General features: G+C 52.1%; 17 protein-coding genes. 13 read left to right on the top strand and 4 right to left on the bottom strand.

What is annotated here, in order from left to right:
• The first annotated feature begins 7 nt into the window (after positions 1–7).
• The 10 genes from rpmF (at position 8) to N512_RS0102655 (ending at position 8,044) form a co-directional block, all read left to right on the top strand.
• Positions 8–178, top strand: a complete 171-nt coding sequence (rpmF, locus tag N512_RS0102700; protein WP_025009546.1) for a 50S ribosomal protein L32 — start codon at positions 8–10, stop codon at positions 176–178.
• A 15-nt stretch (positions 179–193) separates the two neighbouring features.
• On the top strand, positions 194–1,222 hold the full coding sequence (gene plsX, locus N512_RS24300; protein ID WP_025009547.1) for a phosphate acyltransferase PlsX: 1,029 nt from the start codon (positions 194–196) through the stop codon (positions 1,220–1,222).
• A 9-nt stretch (positions 1,223–1,231) separates the two neighbouring features.
• Positions 1,232–2,191, top strand: a complete 960-nt coding sequence (locus N512_RS24295) for a beta-ketoacyl-ACP synthase III (protein ID WP_025009548.1) — start codon at positions 1,232–1,234, stop codon at positions 2,189–2,191.
• A gap of 129 nt (positions 2,192–2,320) precedes the next feature.
• Positions 2,321–3,247, top strand: a complete 927-nt coding sequence (fabD, locus tag N512_RS0102685; protein WP_028779318.1) for an ACP S-malonyltransferase — start codon at positions 2,321–2,323, stop codon at positions 3,245–3,247.
• 10 nt (positions 3,248–3,257) lie between these two features.
• Positions 3,258–4,004 carry a 3-oxoacyl-ACP reductase FabG gene (gene fabG, locus N512_RS0102680; protein WP_025009550.1) on the top strand — a complete coding sequence of 249 codons (747 nt, stop codon included), beginning with the start codon at positions 3,258–3,260 and terminating at the stop codon, positions 4,002–4,004.
• 163 nt (positions 4,005–4,167) lie between these two features.
• Complete coding sequence (acpP, locus tag N512_RS0102675; protein WP_006081231.1) at positions 4,168–4,401, top strand: acyl carrier protein; 234 nt, start codon at positions 4,168–4,170, stop codon at positions 4,399–4,401.
• A 192-nt stretch (positions 4,402–4,593) separates the two neighbouring features.
• Complete coding sequence (gene fabF, locus N512_RS0102670; protein ID WP_028779317.1) at positions 4,594–5,832, top strand: beta-ketoacyl-ACP synthase II; 1,239 nt, start codon at positions 4,594–4,596, stop codon at positions 5,830–5,832.
• 160 nt (positions 5,833–5,992) lie between these two features.
• Complete coding sequence (locus N512_RS0102665; protein ID WP_025888946.1) at positions 5,993–6,361, top strand: hypothetical protein; 369 nt, start codon at positions 5,993–5,995, stop codon at positions 6,359–6,361.
• A 70-nt stretch (positions 6,362–6,431) separates the two neighbouring features.
• Entirely contained in the window at positions 6,432–6,911 is a 480-nt protein-coding gene (locus tag N512_RS0102660) for an acyl-CoA thioesterase (RefSeq protein WP_025009552.1), read from the top strand.
• A gap of 254 nt (positions 6,912–7,165) precedes the next feature.
• Positions 7,166–8,044, top strand: a complete 879-nt coding sequence (locus N512_RS0102655; protein ID WP_028779316.1) for an NAD(P)-dependent oxidoreductase — start codon at positions 7,166–7,168, stop codon at positions 8,042–8,044.
• Between the two features lie 64 nt (positions 8,045–8,108).
• Here the strand turns inward: N512_RS0102655 and cdd are convergent, their stop codons facing one another.
• Together cdd and sbcB are read right to left on the bottom strand one after the other, a co-directional pair.
• Positions 8,109–9,005 (bottom strand): cytidine deaminase, encoded by an 897-nt coding sequence (gene cdd, locus N512_RS0102650; protein WP_025009553.1) that lies wholly within the window; start codon positions 9,003–9,005, stop codon positions 8,109–8,111.
• An 89-nt stretch (positions 9,006–9,094) separates the two neighbouring features.
• Positions 9,095–10,510, bottom strand: coding sequence for an exodeoxyribonuclease I (gene sbcB, locus N512_RS0102645; RefSeq protein ID WP_028779315.1), 1,416 nt, complete (start codon positions 10,508–10,510; stop codon positions 9,095–9,097).
• A 183-nt stretch (positions 10,511–10,693) separates the two neighbouring features.
• Here sbcB and N512_RS0102640 point away from each other — a divergent pair, with 183 nt between their 5' ends.
• From N512_RS0102640 to N512_RS0102630, 3 genes are all read left to right on the top strand, one after another.
• Positions 10,694–11,494, top strand: a complete 801-nt coding sequence (locus N512_RS0102640) for a hypothetical protein (protein WP_025009606.1) — start codon at positions 10,694–10,696, stop codon at positions 11,492–11,494.
• A gap of 43 nt (positions 11,495–11,537) precedes the next feature.
• Complete coding sequence (gene rlmA / locus N512_RS0102635) at positions 11,538–12,341, top strand: 23S rRNA (guanine(745)-N(1))-methyltransferase (RefSeq protein WP_028779314.1); 804 nt, start codon at positions 11,538–11,540, stop codon at positions 12,339–12,341.
• A 253-nt stretch (positions 12,342–12,594) separates the two neighbouring features.
• Positions 12,595–12,804, top strand: coding sequence for a cold-shock protein (locus tag N512_RS0102630; protein ID WP_025009607.1), 210 nt, complete (start codon positions 12,595–12,597; stop codon positions 12,802–12,804).
• Positions 12,805–13,445: 641 nt separating this feature from the next.
• On the opposite strand, the gene N512_RS0102625 is transcribed toward N512_RS0102630, so the two are convergent.
• The gene (locus tag N512_RS0102625) at positions 13,446–14,351 is read right to left on the bottom strand and encodes an ABC transporter ATP-binding protein (RefSeq protein ID WP_028779313.1); all 906 of its coding nucleotides are present in this window, start codon (positions 14,349–14,351) and stop codon (positions 13,446–13,448) included.
• Complete coding sequence (locus N512_RS0102620) at positions 14,348–15,190, bottom strand: ABC transporter permease subunit (protein ID WP_037473950.1); 843 nt, start codon at positions 15,188–15,190, stop codon at positions 14,348–14,350. The genes N512_RS0102625 and N512_RS0102620 overlap by 4 nt, the downstream gene beginning before the upstream one ends.
• Positions 15,191–15,313: the final 123 nt, after the last annotated feature.

Raw genomic sequence — 15,313 nt, 5'->3', positions numbered from 1 at the left:
CAGATCAATGGCTGTACAACAGAATAAAAAATCTCGTTCAAAGCGCGGTATGCGCCGTTCACACGATGCACTGAGCACTGCTCAGCTGTCTGTAGACGCTACCAGCGGTGAACTGCATCGTCGTCACAATGTGACTGCTGACGGTTTCTACCGTGGCAAAAAGGTAATCAACAAGTAAGTTGTTGATTGTCTTATGACGAGTCTGACGCTTGCGTTAGATGCGATGGGTGGCGACCATGGCCCCCACGTGACTGTGCCTGCAGCCCTGCAGGCACTTAAATTATATCCAGATCTCAGGTTTATTCTGGTTGGTGACCAAGACCAGATACAGCCATATCTCGCCCAATCCGGGCAAGACATTACAGATAGAATAGAACTCAGGCATACCACTGAAGTGGTCAGTATGTCCGACAGGCCAGTGCATGCTTTGCGTTGCCGGCGTGACAGCTCAATGCGTCAGGCGCTGGATGCTGTGCATAGAGGCGAGGCCCAGGCGTGTGTCAGTGCGGGAAATACCGGCGCGCTGATGGCGATGGCCAAGGTGGTACTAAAGACGCTGCCGGGTATAGACAGACCCGCTTTGGTCAGTTGTCTTCCCACCATCAATCATAAGCCAGTCTATCTGCTGGATCTCGGGGCTAATGTTTCCTGTGATTCAGATACTCTGTTCCAGTTTTCCGTCATGGGTTCAGTACTCTGCGAAGCAGTGACCAAACAACCCAGACCCAAGGTTGCGCTGCTCAATGTCGGTAGCGAAGAGATCAAAGGCAACGATCAGGTGCAGCAGGCTGCCCAGTTGTTGCAACATACTCCTCAAATCAATTATCAAGGTTTTATCGAAGGGGATGAGATTTACCGAGGCAAAGTCGATGTGATTGTCTGCGACGGTTTTGTCGGTAATATTACCCTGAAAACTTCAGAAGGCATTGCCAGACTGTTGATCCATCAGCTTAAGGAAGGGCTGACCCGAGGCTTTTTTGTACGCATGTTGGCCAAATTATTGGCTCCCAGTATTCAAAGCGTGCTCAAACAGATGAACCCCGACCACTATAACGGAGCAAGTCTGATAGGATTGCGCGGAATAGTCGTCAAGAGCCATGGGAATGCGGATGAAACTGCCTATTTACAAGCGATTAGCTTGGCAGTCACTGAAGCAAGACGTCGACTCCCTGAGATGATCAAGCAGCGTCTCGAGTCGATACTTTTAGATATAAACAGCTGATTTCTCCTTATGCATACAAAAATTCTTGGAACTGGCAGTTATCTGCCGGCGCAGGTGCGTAGCAATCAGGATCTGGAAAAAATGGTGGAAACCAGTGACCAGTGGATTGTTGAGCGCACGGGTATTTCTGAGCGTCGGATCGCTGATGCCAGTGAAACGGTTGCCACTATGGGTTATCAGGCGGCGCTGAAGGCCATTGAAATGGCAGGCATCGAAGCCGGTGAACTCGATATGATTATCTGCGGCACCACAAGTGCGGCAAACGCTTTTCCGGCAGCTGCTTGTGAAGTGCAGGCCATGTTGGGGGTTCATACCATCCCGGCATTTGATGTCGCTGCCGCTTGTTCCGGCTTTGTCTATGCGCTGTCGGTTGCCGATCAGTTCGTGAAAACCGGTGCGGCCAAGAAAGTGCTGGTAATAGGCGCCGATGTTCTTTCCAGACTCTGTGAGCCGGAAGACAGGACCACCATTATTCTCTTTGGTGATGGTGCCGGTGCCGCCGTGGTGGGCGCCAGTGAAGAGCCGGGGATCATCTCTACCCATATCTACGCCGATGGCCGTCAGGGCGATCTGCTCAAATGTGCCTTTCCACCCAGAGCCGGAGAAACCTCCGAAGCCGTGGGCTTTATGACCATGAAGGGCAACGATGTCTTCAAGGTCGCCGTGACTCAGTTGTCCCATGTGGTGACAGAAACCCTGAGATTGAATAACGTCGACAAGTCAGAAATAGATTGGCTGGTGCCACATCAGGCCAATTTCCGCATTATTAATGCTACAGCCAAGAAATTGGACATGAGTCTTGATAAAGTGGTGCTGACGCTGGCCAAACATGGCAATACTTCAGCTGCCTCAGTGCCGATTGCACTGGACGAAGCGGTGCGCGATGGCCGCATCAAGCGCGGGCAACTCTTGCTGCTTGAAGCCTTCGGTGCCGGTTTTGCCTGGGGTAGCGCCTTGGTTCGCTTCTGATATTCAGTGCCTGCTTTCTTCGCGTAAGTGAGCGGGACGTCTCAATGCATACAAGTTGATCTGCCGGGCAGATCAGTGGACTCGGGCAGCGGCATCAGCTTTGCTGCCTGCAATCATAGGTAAATGAATATGGAAAACTTCGCTTTCGTGTTCCCGGGACAAGGTTCTCAGGCTGTTGGCATGCTTGCCGATCTTGCCGAAGGCTATCCGGTCGTGACCGAGACTTTTCGTGAAGCCAGTGAAGTACTGGGTTACGACTTGTGGCAACTGGTGCAGCAGGGACCGGCCGAAACTCTTAACGAGACTGACAAGACCCAGCCTGCCTTGCTGAGCGCCAGTGTCGCCCTGTATCGCGCCTGGCAAGCGGCCGGCAAATCCGCGCCCAGCGTGATGGCAGGCCACAGTTTGGGTGAATACTCGGCGCTGGTGTGTGCCGGGGTGCTCAAGTTTACCGATGCAGTTAAGTTGGTTGAACTGCGTGGTCAATTGATGCAGCAAGCGGTTCCTGCCGGAACCGGCGTCATGTTTGCCATCATAGGCCTGGATAACGACGCCATTGCCAAGGCCTGTGAAGACAGCGCCGAAGGCGCTGTGGTTAGCCCGGTTAACTACAATAGCCCAGGCCAGGTCGTGATTGCCGGTGAAAAAGCCGCGGTTGAGCGCGCCGCCGCAGCCTGTAAGGCAGCAGGCGCCAAAATGGCGGTTGCCTTGCCTGTGAGCGTGCCTTCCCATTGCGCTTTGATGAAGCCTGCCGCCGATAAACTGGCCAGTGCACTGGGTAACATCGAATTTAGCCAGCCGCAAATTCCCGTGATTAACAATGCGGATGTCGCCCAGCCACAAGCTGCCGCTGATATCCGTGATGCCTTGGTACGTCAGCTATACAGCCCGGTGCGCTGGACTGAAACCGTTGAAGCCATGGCGGCCATGGGGGTCACTGAGCTCTATGAAGTGGGTCCGGGTAAAGTCTTGACCGGGCTTTGCAAGCGCATTAATAAATCCCTTACTGCCAAGGCAGTCAACGATGCCGCTTCTCTGGCTGCATTGATCGAATAAGGAGCTTTTCATGAGCGTAACATTAGACTTAAGCGGCAAGATTGCCCTGGTTACCGGCGCCAGTCGTGGCATTGGCAAGTCGATTGCCACTACTCTGGCCGAGGCCGGTGCCACAGTATTCGGTACCGCAACCAGTGAGCGTGGCGCTGAAGCCATCTCGGCTTATCTGGGCGATAAGGGCCATGGTTTGGTGCTGAATGTCACAGATCCACAATCTGTTGAAAATTTATTTGCCTCGATCAAAGAAAAAGCCGGTGATGTTGATATTCTGGTAAACAATGCTGGCATCACCCGTGACAATTTATTGATGCTGATGAAAGAGGATGAGTGGCAGGATATCCTGGACACCAACCTGACATCTCTTTTCAGGTTATCCAAGCCAGTGATGCGCTCAATGATGAAGAAACGTCATGGTCGTATCATCAATATCGGCTCTGTGGTAGGTACCATGGGCAATGCGGGCCAAGTGAACTACTCTGCGGCCAAAGCGGGTTTGATCGGATTTACAAAATCTCTCGCCAGAGAGGTTGCATCTCGTCAAATTACAGTTAATGCTATTGCTCCTGGTTTTATCCAGACAGATATGACGGATGAGCTGACAGAAGATCAGCAACAGGCCATCATGTCCCAGGTTCCAATGAGACGCTTGGGTCAGGCACAGGAAATTGCCAACGCCGTGCTCTTTTTGGCCTCGGATGCCGCCGCTTACATCACAGGGGAAACCTTGCATGTAAATGGCGGGATGTATATGGTTTAAGGGCGAATGGCAGGGATACTGTCGCAATTGGGTGGTGATCTGCAGCAATTGAGGGCCTAAAATCGTGGTTAGACCACGAATTCTAGGCTTGCAATGTTGGTCAAATCTAATAAACTACTCGCAATCTTACGCAAGTGCGTAATTTGAATAGGAAAGAAAACTAATGAGCAACATCGAAGAACGTGTAAAGAAAATCATCGTAGAGCAACTGGGCGTTAAAGAAGAAGACGTTAAGCCAGCAGCTTCTTTCGTAGACGATCTGGGTGCAGATTCTCTGGACACTGTTGAGTTGGTTATGGCTCTGGAAGAAGAGTTTGATACCGAGATCCCTGATGAGGAAGCTGAGAAAATCACTACCGTTCAGGCAGCGATCGATTACGTTTCCAAGAATCAGTAATCCAGAATTCCAGAAAACAGGCGGCATAATTGCCGCCTGTTTTTGTTTTCGCCCCGTCAGTTTCTGGTTGTACCAGTATCAGCCGATGCATTATCGTGTCTTGTGACCATTCGGCTGCTGGCCGGCGGCAATGGTAGGCTGCAACAGCCTGGCCTATCATGGTAACTCACCCGTTAATCTAAGGTGGACACAGTGACTAAACGTCGAGTCGTTATCACTGGCCTGGGTCTGGTGACCCCGGTCGGCAACACAGTGGACAGCACCTGGCAAGCCTTGCTGGCAGGTCAGAGCGGTATCGCGCCTATCACCAAGTTTGATGCCAGCGAATTCAGCACCCGTTTTTCAGGCTCAGTCAAAGATTTTGACGTAGAGCAGTACCTGTCCCGTAAAGACGCCCGCAAGATGGACCTCTTTATTCAGTACGGTATGGCTGCCGGCATTCAGGCCATGCGTGATTCCGGATTGGAGATGGATAAAGAAGATCCGACCCGAGTCGGAACCGCTATCGGCGCCGGCATGGGCGGCATGTGGTTGATTGAGCAAAACCACAGCGCCTTGATGGCCGGTGGCCCACGTAAAATTTCCCCTTTCTTTGTGCCCAGCACCATCATCAATATGATTGCCGGTCATCTGTCCATCATGTACGGCATGACCGGCCCTAACTTTGCGGTGACAACTGCCTGTACCACCGGGGTTCACAACATAGGTTTCGCAGCCCGTACCATAGCTTATGGCGATGCCGATGTGATGGTTGCCGGTGGCGCTGAAGATGTGACTTGTCCTCTGGGCGTGGGTGGCTTTGCCGCGGCCAAGGCCTTGTCTACCCGTAATGATGACCCTCAGGCGGCCAGCCGCCCATGGGATAAAGACAGAGACGGTTTTGTTATCGGCGACGGCGCCGGGGTACTGGTGCTGGAAGAGTATGAGCGCGCCAAGGCTCGCGGTGCCAAGATTTATGCCGAGCTGGTTGGTTTCGGTATGAGCGGCGATGCCTTCCATATGACCTCGCCGCCAGCCGATGGCGCCGGCGCTGCGGCAGCCATGAAAAATGCGCTGAGAGATGCAAGCCTGGCTCCCGAAAGCATAGATTATATTAACGCTCACGGTACTTCTACGCCGGCAGGCGATAAGGCCGAAGCGGCGGCAGTGAAGTCCATCTTTGGCGATCATGCCTATAAGCTGATGGTGAGCTCCACCAAGTCGATGACGGGTCATTTGCTCGGGGCTGCCGGTGCAGTGGAAACCATTTTCTCTGTGTTGGCCCTTAAAGATCAGGTAGTTCCGCCTACCATCAACCTGGACAATCCGGACGAAGGTTGCGATCTGGACTTTGTTGCCCATACCGCACGTCAGACCAAAGTAGAGCATGTGCTATGTAACTCTTTCGGGTTCGGTGGCACCAATGGCTCTTTGTTGCTGAAGCGAGTTTAAGATTCAACCTCTTGAAAAAGCGCCAGATGGCGCTTTTTTTATCTTTAAAATCAGTTAGTCATATTCTCAAGCTAAACCCAGAATTAACCTTTGTTCATCTCTATTGGCATTCCCTGAATATAGCGCCAGAATCCCGCCAAATGATTCTGGAGTTTTCACTATGCTCAATCCTGCAATGTTTCCTGTTATGGCCGTAGTCGGAGCGATTGCTGCCAATTTAACCGAGTTGGTGCGGGGCGAAAACAGCCGCTGGCAACCGGCGATGGAAATTGGTGTTCGCACTTTTAGTTTGGCCATAGCTGCCTATACAGTGCTCTGGTTTGCCTTGTTGACAGCAGCGGTTTATGCCGGCGGCGATGCCGATGTGATAGCCGGGGTAGAGGTGCTTGGCATCTTCCTGCTGGCGATGGGCATTTACTCACTGTTTCATCTGTCCCGTTTTATCAGCAGCAAATTGCAGCTTTGGATTTATCGGCTGGCCTTACCTCTGGTGATTGGCGGAAGTTTCCTGGTATGTAAGTTTGGGTGATTGCGAAATTTTCGCGTACACTCTCAGCCAGGTGCGGTCAGCAGATCGCCAAGCCTGATGAGAGGATCCCATGGCAGGAACAGAGAGACAGATAACCCTGAGGTTTTTGGCCGAGCCCGCTGACGTCAACTTTGGCGGCAAGGTACACGGCGGCGCAGTAATGAAGTGGATTGACTTGGCGGCCTATGCTTGTGCGGCCGGTTGGAGCGGTAAATACTGCATCACGGTTTACGCCGGTGGGATCAGATTTGTCAAACCTATTCATGTGGGCAATATAGTGGAGGTGAGCGCCAAGGTGATCTATACCGGCAGCACCTCCATGCACATAGGTTTGGACGTAAAGGCCGGCGATCCCAAGGATTCCGAGCGCCATCTGACCACTCACTGTATTGTCATCATGGTGGCGGTAGACGATGAAGGTAAACCTACGCCTGTACCTGAATGGCAGCCGACATCGGCAAGAGACATAGAGCTCAGGGATTCGGCAATCAAGTTGATGGAGATGCGCAAGAAAATCGGCGCGGAAATGGAAGCGCACGTTCATCCTTAAGTGTTGATTTCAAGAGCCACATTCGTGGCTCTTTTCTGTATGCGGGATGCTGAGTTTGCCCGTATCAACTTCTCCTTTACGCTGCCCCATGGCAAAATGCGGCTTAAACATCGGCTCGAATTGTCACTCTCGGCTTTGGTTTAAACTAAGAATTTTGCTTTAAACCAAAACCTTGGCTTTACGCCAAAGGTTTTGAAGCATGGTCGGCAATCGGGCCAGCCTGTTCCCGCACTTAAAACAATCAAGGAAATATCATGGCGAATGTCGCATTTCTCGGTCTAGGTGTTATGGGGTATCCCATGGCTGGGCATCTGCAAAAACAGGGGCACCAGGTCACTGTTTACAACCGTACTTTCTCCAAGGCTGAAGCCTGGGCGGCAGAGTTTGGTGGGCGCTGCTGCGCGACTCCGGCCCAAGCCGCCGAGGGACAGGATATTGTCTTTGCCTGTGTCGGCAATGATGATGACTTACGCCAGGTCGTACTGGGTGAAGAGGGCGCAGTACATGGTATGGCTCCGGGAAGTATCTTTGTCGATCACACCACTGCCTCATGCGACGTGGCGCGGGAGTTGGCCGCTTTGCTGGCCGAGAAGGACATCGATTTTATGGACGCGCCGGTTTCCGGCGGTCAGGCCGGCGCCGAGAATGGGGTATTGACCATTATGGCCGGCGGCTCTGAGGCGGTATTTGCGCGGGTAAAACCTGTGATGGCTGCCTATGCCCGCTGCGCCGAACTATTGGGAGATGTTGGCGCCGGGCAGTTGACCAAGATGGTCAATCAAATCTGCATTGCCGGTGTGGTACAAGGTTTGGCCGAAGCCATGCATTTTGCCAAGAGCGCCGGGCTCGATGGCGAGAAGGTAGTTGAGGTGATCAGCAAAGGCGCGGCCCAGAGCTGGCAAATGGAAAATCGTCACAAGACCATGCTGAAGGGTGAGTATGATTTTGGATTTGCGGTGGACTGGATGCGCAAAGACTTAGGCATAGCCCTCAATGAAGCCAGACGCAATGGCTCGCATTTGCCGCTGACCGCCATGGTTGATCAATTTTACGGTGAAGTACAGGCCATCGGCGGTAACCGCTGGGATACTTCCAGTCTGATGGCTCGCCAAGAGAAGTGCCGTAGCAAGTAAGGCAGGCGATTGGAGATAACAAAAGGACAGCTTCTGCTGTCCTTTTTGGGTTTTGAGTCTGCTATCAGTTGGGCTCGGGGCTGACCACTATATGTTCCAGCTCTACAGGCGCCACAGCGTGCAGGGCGTCCATGCTGGCTCCCACCAGAGAGATTTTGCCATCGGCCGATTCCAGCAGCAGTGCCCGTTTGATTTCACTGAAGCTGCGGTTATGGCGCAGCAGGGTCGACAGTGCCATCTGCATTGGCATCATGGATGGGTTAAAGGCGGCGTTCTCGGCGTAACGGCCACAGAAGGTGGCGCCATCAGCCGTTTCCAGTACTACCGCACAATGACTCTTGCTATACGGCGCATAGCTGAGGCTGGCGTGATCCAGCGCTTCAATCACCATGGGATCGGAGCTTTCAAGCGCCAGGTTTACCTGTTGTTTACTCAGCAAAGGCGTGGTGACATTGAGATCTTTGGGACCAAAGGCGTAGGGCAGGTAATGACTCAAAGGCGCTGTAGGCTGCTTGGGCAGATGAATGCGGATCTCTTGCCCGGCCACCAACTCATTCATAAACTGACGGCAGTGGCCGCAGGGACTCTCGTTGACTATGATATCGACTACCTGGCTTTCACCGCTCAGCCAGGCATGACTGATGGCGCTTTGCTCGGCGTGAACCGAGTGACACAAGGCTTCACCCGGCAGTTCGATATTGGCGCCCATATAGATATCACCGCTCTTGCCTTTGGCGATGGCGCCGACATAGAACTCGCTGATTGGCGGATTGGCCAGTGCCGCAGCAATAGGCAAGAGTGCCAGCAGTAATTCATCATCACCAAGGCCGCTGACCTTGGCCAACTCACTCAGCTGCTGTGCATCCAGATGACCGGCGAACTCATCGTTGAGCAGTGGCACCAATTGCTCGGCAAGTGTCTTGGGCAACTGGTTCAGGCTGTTTACAAATCTGTCTTGCATTGGCCATTCCTTGTTAAATGTTAAGCTAATGGTTATCCAGTTTAGTCAGGAAGTTACAGTGGAAACGGGACTGGCTTCGCAAAATTCCGTTAAAGCGCCTGTAAGTATTGCACCAGAGCCTTGAGAAGTCGCTGGTGACTTTCATTTTCGGCAGTTTCTTCCAACAGATTTTCCAAGCGAATGACATAATCCGGATCGTTGAGTCTTTGCTGACAGAACTCATGCCAGCGCAGTGTTTCTTTGTCCGTAAGTGTCGAAGGATAGTTGCGGGCACGGTAACGAAACAGCATCTCCTTGAGCCTGGGGTCGTCAAAGCTGAGATCCAGCGCCGCCAGATTATCGGGGGCGGTATGGCGGATCATCTCCATCTTGGCCTTATCCGCCGGAGAGAAGAATCCTCCGCTGTAGAGCATAAGATCCGGATCTGCACTCTGGTTGTCCCTTGGGGTATCAAACAGGCTTGCCAGCTTGGCGCGGATCTGCGGATGCTGGCGCAGGCGCTTGTATTGCTCGCGGGCAAAGGCCTTGTCAAATCCAATCCGCTCGGCGGCTTCATCGGTCAGTGTCTTGGCGGTGGCAATAAAGGGGCACTTATTGATATGCACCTGTTTAACCGGTATGGGTAATTCATCTTCTGCCAATTCGCTTCTTGGCGTATAGAGGCGCTCGCGAATGCTGTCTACATCCAATTCAATCAGCGGGCTGATATCCATATGCAGGTTAACGCAGACAATGGCATTCTTGTTCTCCGGATGATGGGCCACAGGGGCAATGAGAGTGGCACAGCCCTGAGTCGCCGGGATCTTGGAGCTGATATGCACCAAAGGTTGCATATTGAGTACATCGATTTGCTCAGAGACTGCCTGCTTACGTCTGAGTTTGAAATAGTAGTCAAACAGTCTTGGTTGTTTCTCTTTGATCAGTTTGGCCAAGGCTATGGTGGCGTAAACATCTGACATGGCATCGTGAGCCTTTTCATGGCCGAGTCCGTTGGCCTGGGTCAGATGTTCGAGCTTGAAACTGGGAGAGCCGTCCTCTTTGGTTGACCAGTTGATCCCGTCCGGGCGCAGGGCATAGCAGGCCCGAACCAGATCGATAATATCCCAGCGGGAATTGCCTTGCTGCCATTCTCTGGCATAGGGATCGATAAAGTTACGGTAAAAACCATAACGGCTGACCTCATCATCAAATCGCAGCGAGTTGTAGCCGGCGACGCAGGTATTGGCTTGGCTGAACAGGGCATTGATCCGCCCCATAAACTCGGTTTCCGGCAGCCCTTTGCCATTCGCCAGCTGCGGCGTGATACCTGTGATGAGGATCGCCTCGGGAGAGGGCAGGTAATCGCTGGCTATCTGACAGTAAAAGGTCTCGGGCTCGCCAATGATGTTCAGCTCCAGATCGGTACGTATCCCGGCAAACTGCGCCGGCCTGTCTTTCGCCGGATTAGCACCGAATGTTTCATAATCATGCCAGAATATGGAAGGCTGAGGTTGGGCTTGACTCATGCTGATGACTTTGGCTCTGTAGACAAAAGCTTATCTTAACATTTTTTTACGGAAATGGGATTTTGCCGGCATTATCGCTGGTATTTCGGTTAAAAACCGCCCTTGGTGAATCGATGGTCTCTGGTTACAATAAGCGGCCTGCCGGCAGGGACAACGAGGTTCAGATTACCCGAAGGGATGCAGATGTACAGTCAGTTTTTCAGTTCACCCACCATAGTCAATCTTTCAATGCCGACCAGGTTGTGCCTCAGCCTGCCGGACAGTGTCAGTGATTTTGTGTTGTCGGAGGCCTTGCGCTCGCCGCTGCTTGAATGGGTAATGCTTGAAGGAGAAGACAAGGCTTCGCAGGGGCAGTTTATTTTGAGGCTGCAACCTTTTCTGACTCAGCAGTTGCTACCCTTGGAATCCGTCAGGAAGGATGGAGTGTCGCGCACGGCAGGTCAGGGCTTTAGACTTTACTCTGAAGTTGGAACCAGTACTTCAAGTTGCATCGCTGCCCTGAGGCAGGGAGTGTGTCTCGATTTATGGCCGGGGCAGACATTTCTCTGCTCGTTACAAACCGGCAGATTCGAGCTGCTGCCTCTGGAGCAGGATTTGCGTTTGTCACAGGAGCCAAGAGAGATCATTCTGGCCAAGACAGCGTTGGCCGAAGCTCAGGATTATCAAGCCAGTAGTGAAAAGTTGGCGGTGCAACTCAGTGAAGTGACTCAGGCTCGAATCAGGCTGGAACGATACCAGCAGGCGCATGGGGCTAAATTGCCCGAAGGCCTGCTCAACGAAGTCTGGCATCTGCTCACAGGTCTATCCCAGAAACGTCAATGGCTGCTGCGATGTTATAATCAGTCGCTTGAGCGTCCCAATTACCGCCAGAGTGCCAACCATGATGGCACCGAAGAAAAGCTCAGGCGCGCGCTTGAGTGCTATGAACTCTTGTCATCGCCGGAGCTCAATGCCATGGTCAGGCAGTTGACCGACGAAGAGTAAAACCACCTTGGGCTGCAAAGCCCGATTCTGATGGAAGTAATGCATGACTTATATTTGTCCCCTGTGCCGCAGCGAGTTGGTGCAGGACGGAAAACAATGGCGTTGTGGCCAAAACCACAGTTTTGATCAGGCAAAGGAAGGCTATGTCAACCTGTTGCCGGTGCAGAAGAAAAACTCCCGCGATCCCGGTGACAACAAGCAGATGATGCAGGCCAGGCGTGCTTTTTTGAACGCCGGCTATTATCAGGCTCTCAGCGACAGGGTCAACGAGCTGGCGCTGGAGTATGGCAAGGGACAACCCGAGATTTTGGATCTGGGCTGCGGTGAAGGCTACTACAGCGAGCGTTTGCAACAAGCTGTTGGTGGCGAACTCTATGGATTGGATATTTCCAGAACCGCGATTCGCTACGCCGCCAAGGCACATCCCCAGATGCGCTTTTGTGTGGCCAGCGCCTACGACATGCCTTTTGCCGATGCTGCTTTTGAGCTCATGTTGCGTATCTATGCGCCATCAAAAGATAAGGAGTTGGCGCGGGTGTGTAGGCCAGGCGGCATTTTTATCTGTGTATCCCCAGGCCCCAGACATCACTTTCAGTTGAAAGAGATCATCTACAGTGAGCCAAGAGAGCATGAGCCGACCAAGTCAGAGCTACCGGGTTTTGGTCTGCTGCATGATGAGCGATTGCAGTGGCCGCTGGTTTTACCGGCCGGGCAGGTTTGCAATGACTTTTTGGAGATGACTCCCTATGCCTGGAAGCTCAGCGCCGAACAAAAACAGCAGCTGCAGGCTGAGGGATTGGGTTGTGAGCTGGATTTTTACATTCAGGTTTACCGGCGTAATACATAAGACGTAGAACTATAAGATAGGTTTCAACTTGTTACGGCAAATACTCGAAATTTAAGTAAAAAAAACCTCAAGGGCTCAATTAAGTTTGTTGACTTATCTCCAGAATGATTTATAGTCTACTTAGCTTGAAAGTTGGGCTTATTTTTATGTCTTCAATACGACCAGTTCGTCCTGTAAACATAAGTAATACCGGCATTTTCAGCTCCACCGCCGTTAAGGCTTAAAAGATAGTTTTATTTACAGGATTTATATCATGTCACAAGTAACTGGTGTAGTTAAGTGGTTCAACTCTGACAAAGGTTTCGGTTTCATCGAGCAAGAGTCTGGTCCAGACGTGTTTGTACACTTCCGCGCCATCAACTCTGACGGCTTCAAGACTCTGGACGAAGGTCAGAAAGTATCCTTCACTGTTACTCAGGGCCAGAAAGGTCCTCAAGCTGAAAACGTTTCTGTTATCGGCTAATCGCTTTTCGGGGTAACCCGAGCGATACAGTAATAAACCGCGTGAACCTACACTCTCTGGTGTAAGGAAGCGCGGTTTTTTTATGCCTTGATTTTATGTATTGGCTTTTTATGTCTTCATAGTTAAGCCCGCTCAATTTCTATCTCTTCAGTCTTTTATCTCTTCAACAAGTGGTCTCTGGCTAGAGCTTTTGTTCTAATTTGTAGTGATCTCTCAAATTAAGATTAACTTATTTCAAGCTATTACTCTGTTTTAAAAAATATACCTTCATTTATCCCGATAACCGCAATTGAGTCTCTGATTTATCCGATTTTGGCAGGCCCCTGGTACGACTTCTGTCAGGCCCAAGCCACTCCTTACGAAAAAGAACGCACTTGCGTCTTTCCCACGACTTTGTTGGTGAAAATAGCAGGCATAAAGTAGAAAGGTATGTGATTAAGCTGCTGCAAACTGATTTTGATACAAATTGATATGAATGAGTGTAAATAGCGGGGCTAGGTGAAAATACCCTGGGTGGTTCGATTAAAAAAGTAAAAGCGTGACACTAACCTGCTGTAGAATAAAGAAAAAAACCTATGCCAAGGCATAGGTTTTTTCGTGTCAGGGCTCGACTGGTATGGACGAGTGGCTGAGATTCAGATTTAGGCTGCGCCGTCGAACAGGGTATCTTCCAGTGTGCGGCCTCGCATCAGGCTGCGATATTGCCAGCCATTTTGCTTGAGTAGCTGCAGCAGTTCGATATCCAAGGTGTCCTTCTCCGGTTGGTAACGGATAAGGTAGTTTTGTTTGCCCTTGGCCGAGACCTCGTAAACACCTTCAAGGGCGTAGAGTGCCTCCAGCAGTTTTTCCTGATCACAGTGTTGCATCTGCAGCGTCAGATAGGCTTCGGCGCTGCTCTGCTGCATGGTGACCGACTGGCTCAGTTTACCTTTGTCCAGATACAGCACTCTATCACAGAGTTTTTCCAGTTCATCCAGATTGTGGGAGCTGATAATAAAGGTGGTGTCTGCGCTCAGGGATTCTACTAACTCGCGAATTTTGCGGGCGTTGGCGGGATCCAGTCCGGCCGTGGGTTCATCCAGCAACACCAGCTTGGGGTTGCCTATCAGCGCCTGAGCTATCGCGGCGCGTTTCCCCATACCATGACTCAGAGAGTTGGGTTTTTGATTGGCGACGTCCTCAAGGCCTACCAGCGCCAGCACCCGCAGGGATTCAGCCTTGGCAGCTTCTGCGCCCATACCCTGCATGCGGGCAAAAAGGCTGAATTGAGTCAGCAGGTTGAAGCCGGGATCCAGGGCGGCGTCCTGGGGCAGGGCCGAGATCTGTCCTAAAAGTCCGGTACTGCCCGGGCGCTGTCCCATCACAGTGATTTCACCACTACTTGGACGTATATAACCCAGCAGCAGGCTCATTAAGGTGGTCTTGCCGGCACCGTTGGGGCCGACCAGGGCGATGGGACTACCGGGCTCCAGTTGCAAGTCGATGCTATCCAATGCCCGCTTGCCGCCGTAGAGTTTGCTCAGGCCTTTACAGTTAATCAGACTCATAGATCACCTCGCTGCATCATGGTGCGGCCTATCGCCAATAATCCAATGGTTTGCAGCAATGGCAACCAAGCACTTGACAGTGCCGTTAACGGCTGGGCATTGAGCATGGCATCTATCTGTGCGCCGGGCACCAGATAACCGATGAAAGAGAGCATGGGCAGCTGAGCATTGATAACCGCCATTACTATCATCATGACGGCAAAGAAAAGCACCGCGAATACACTGGCCAATCTGGCCGAGCTTGCCCAGAGTGAGAACAGCGCCATCAGGGCGGTGTAGGGCAGCAGGATCAATACCAGATTGAGTGTCATCATCAAGCCGGAAGTCAGCGCGGGTAGCACCAATGCCATATCCCGGCTCATGGCCAAAAATACGGTTGCTATGACTGTGATGGCAACCAACAGCAATTGGATCAACATCATGCCGAGGAAGCGGCCGAAGAAGAGGGCATCGCGGCCCGAACGCAGGCTGAGGAAGCGCAGTGTGCCGCGGTTTTTGTCCGAGGCGAACTGATCGCCGCAGATAAGAATGCTGAACATGGGGAACAGGTAGAGACTGATGACCCAATAGACGGCTTGCTCGGCAACCGGCCAGGCAAACAGTTGATCCAGAGTGCCTTCACCGAAGGCGCCGGTAACAAAATGCTTGAAGTCCGGGTTCAACAGAAAGCTGGCGGCACCTCGGACCGGATAGGCGAGGATCAGCAGCCACACCAGGGCGAAAGCTATCATCGCCAGGGTGCCACGGCGGTGGAAAATGAGTTTATAGAGTTCAAATCCCGCGAGTTGCAGGGCGTTTTTCAGCCCTCCGGGATGAGTGCTGTGAGTTGCAGTTGTCATGTGGTTCCTTGTTTTGCTCCAAATATGGAGTCCTTGCAGCGACCGGCGCAAGCACTGGGTTGCCGATAAGACGCCAGCCTAACACCATGAGGCCAGGCAGGCCAACGCCTGGCCGCTATTTCA

This window comes from Shewanella sp. 38A_GOM-205m (assembly GCF_000518445.1).
Classification (GTDB): Bacteria; Pseudomonadota; Gammaproteobacteria; order Enterobacterales; family Shewanellaceae; genus Shewanella; species Shewanella algae.
This window is presented reverse-complemented; position numbering and strand designations above follow the sequence as displayed.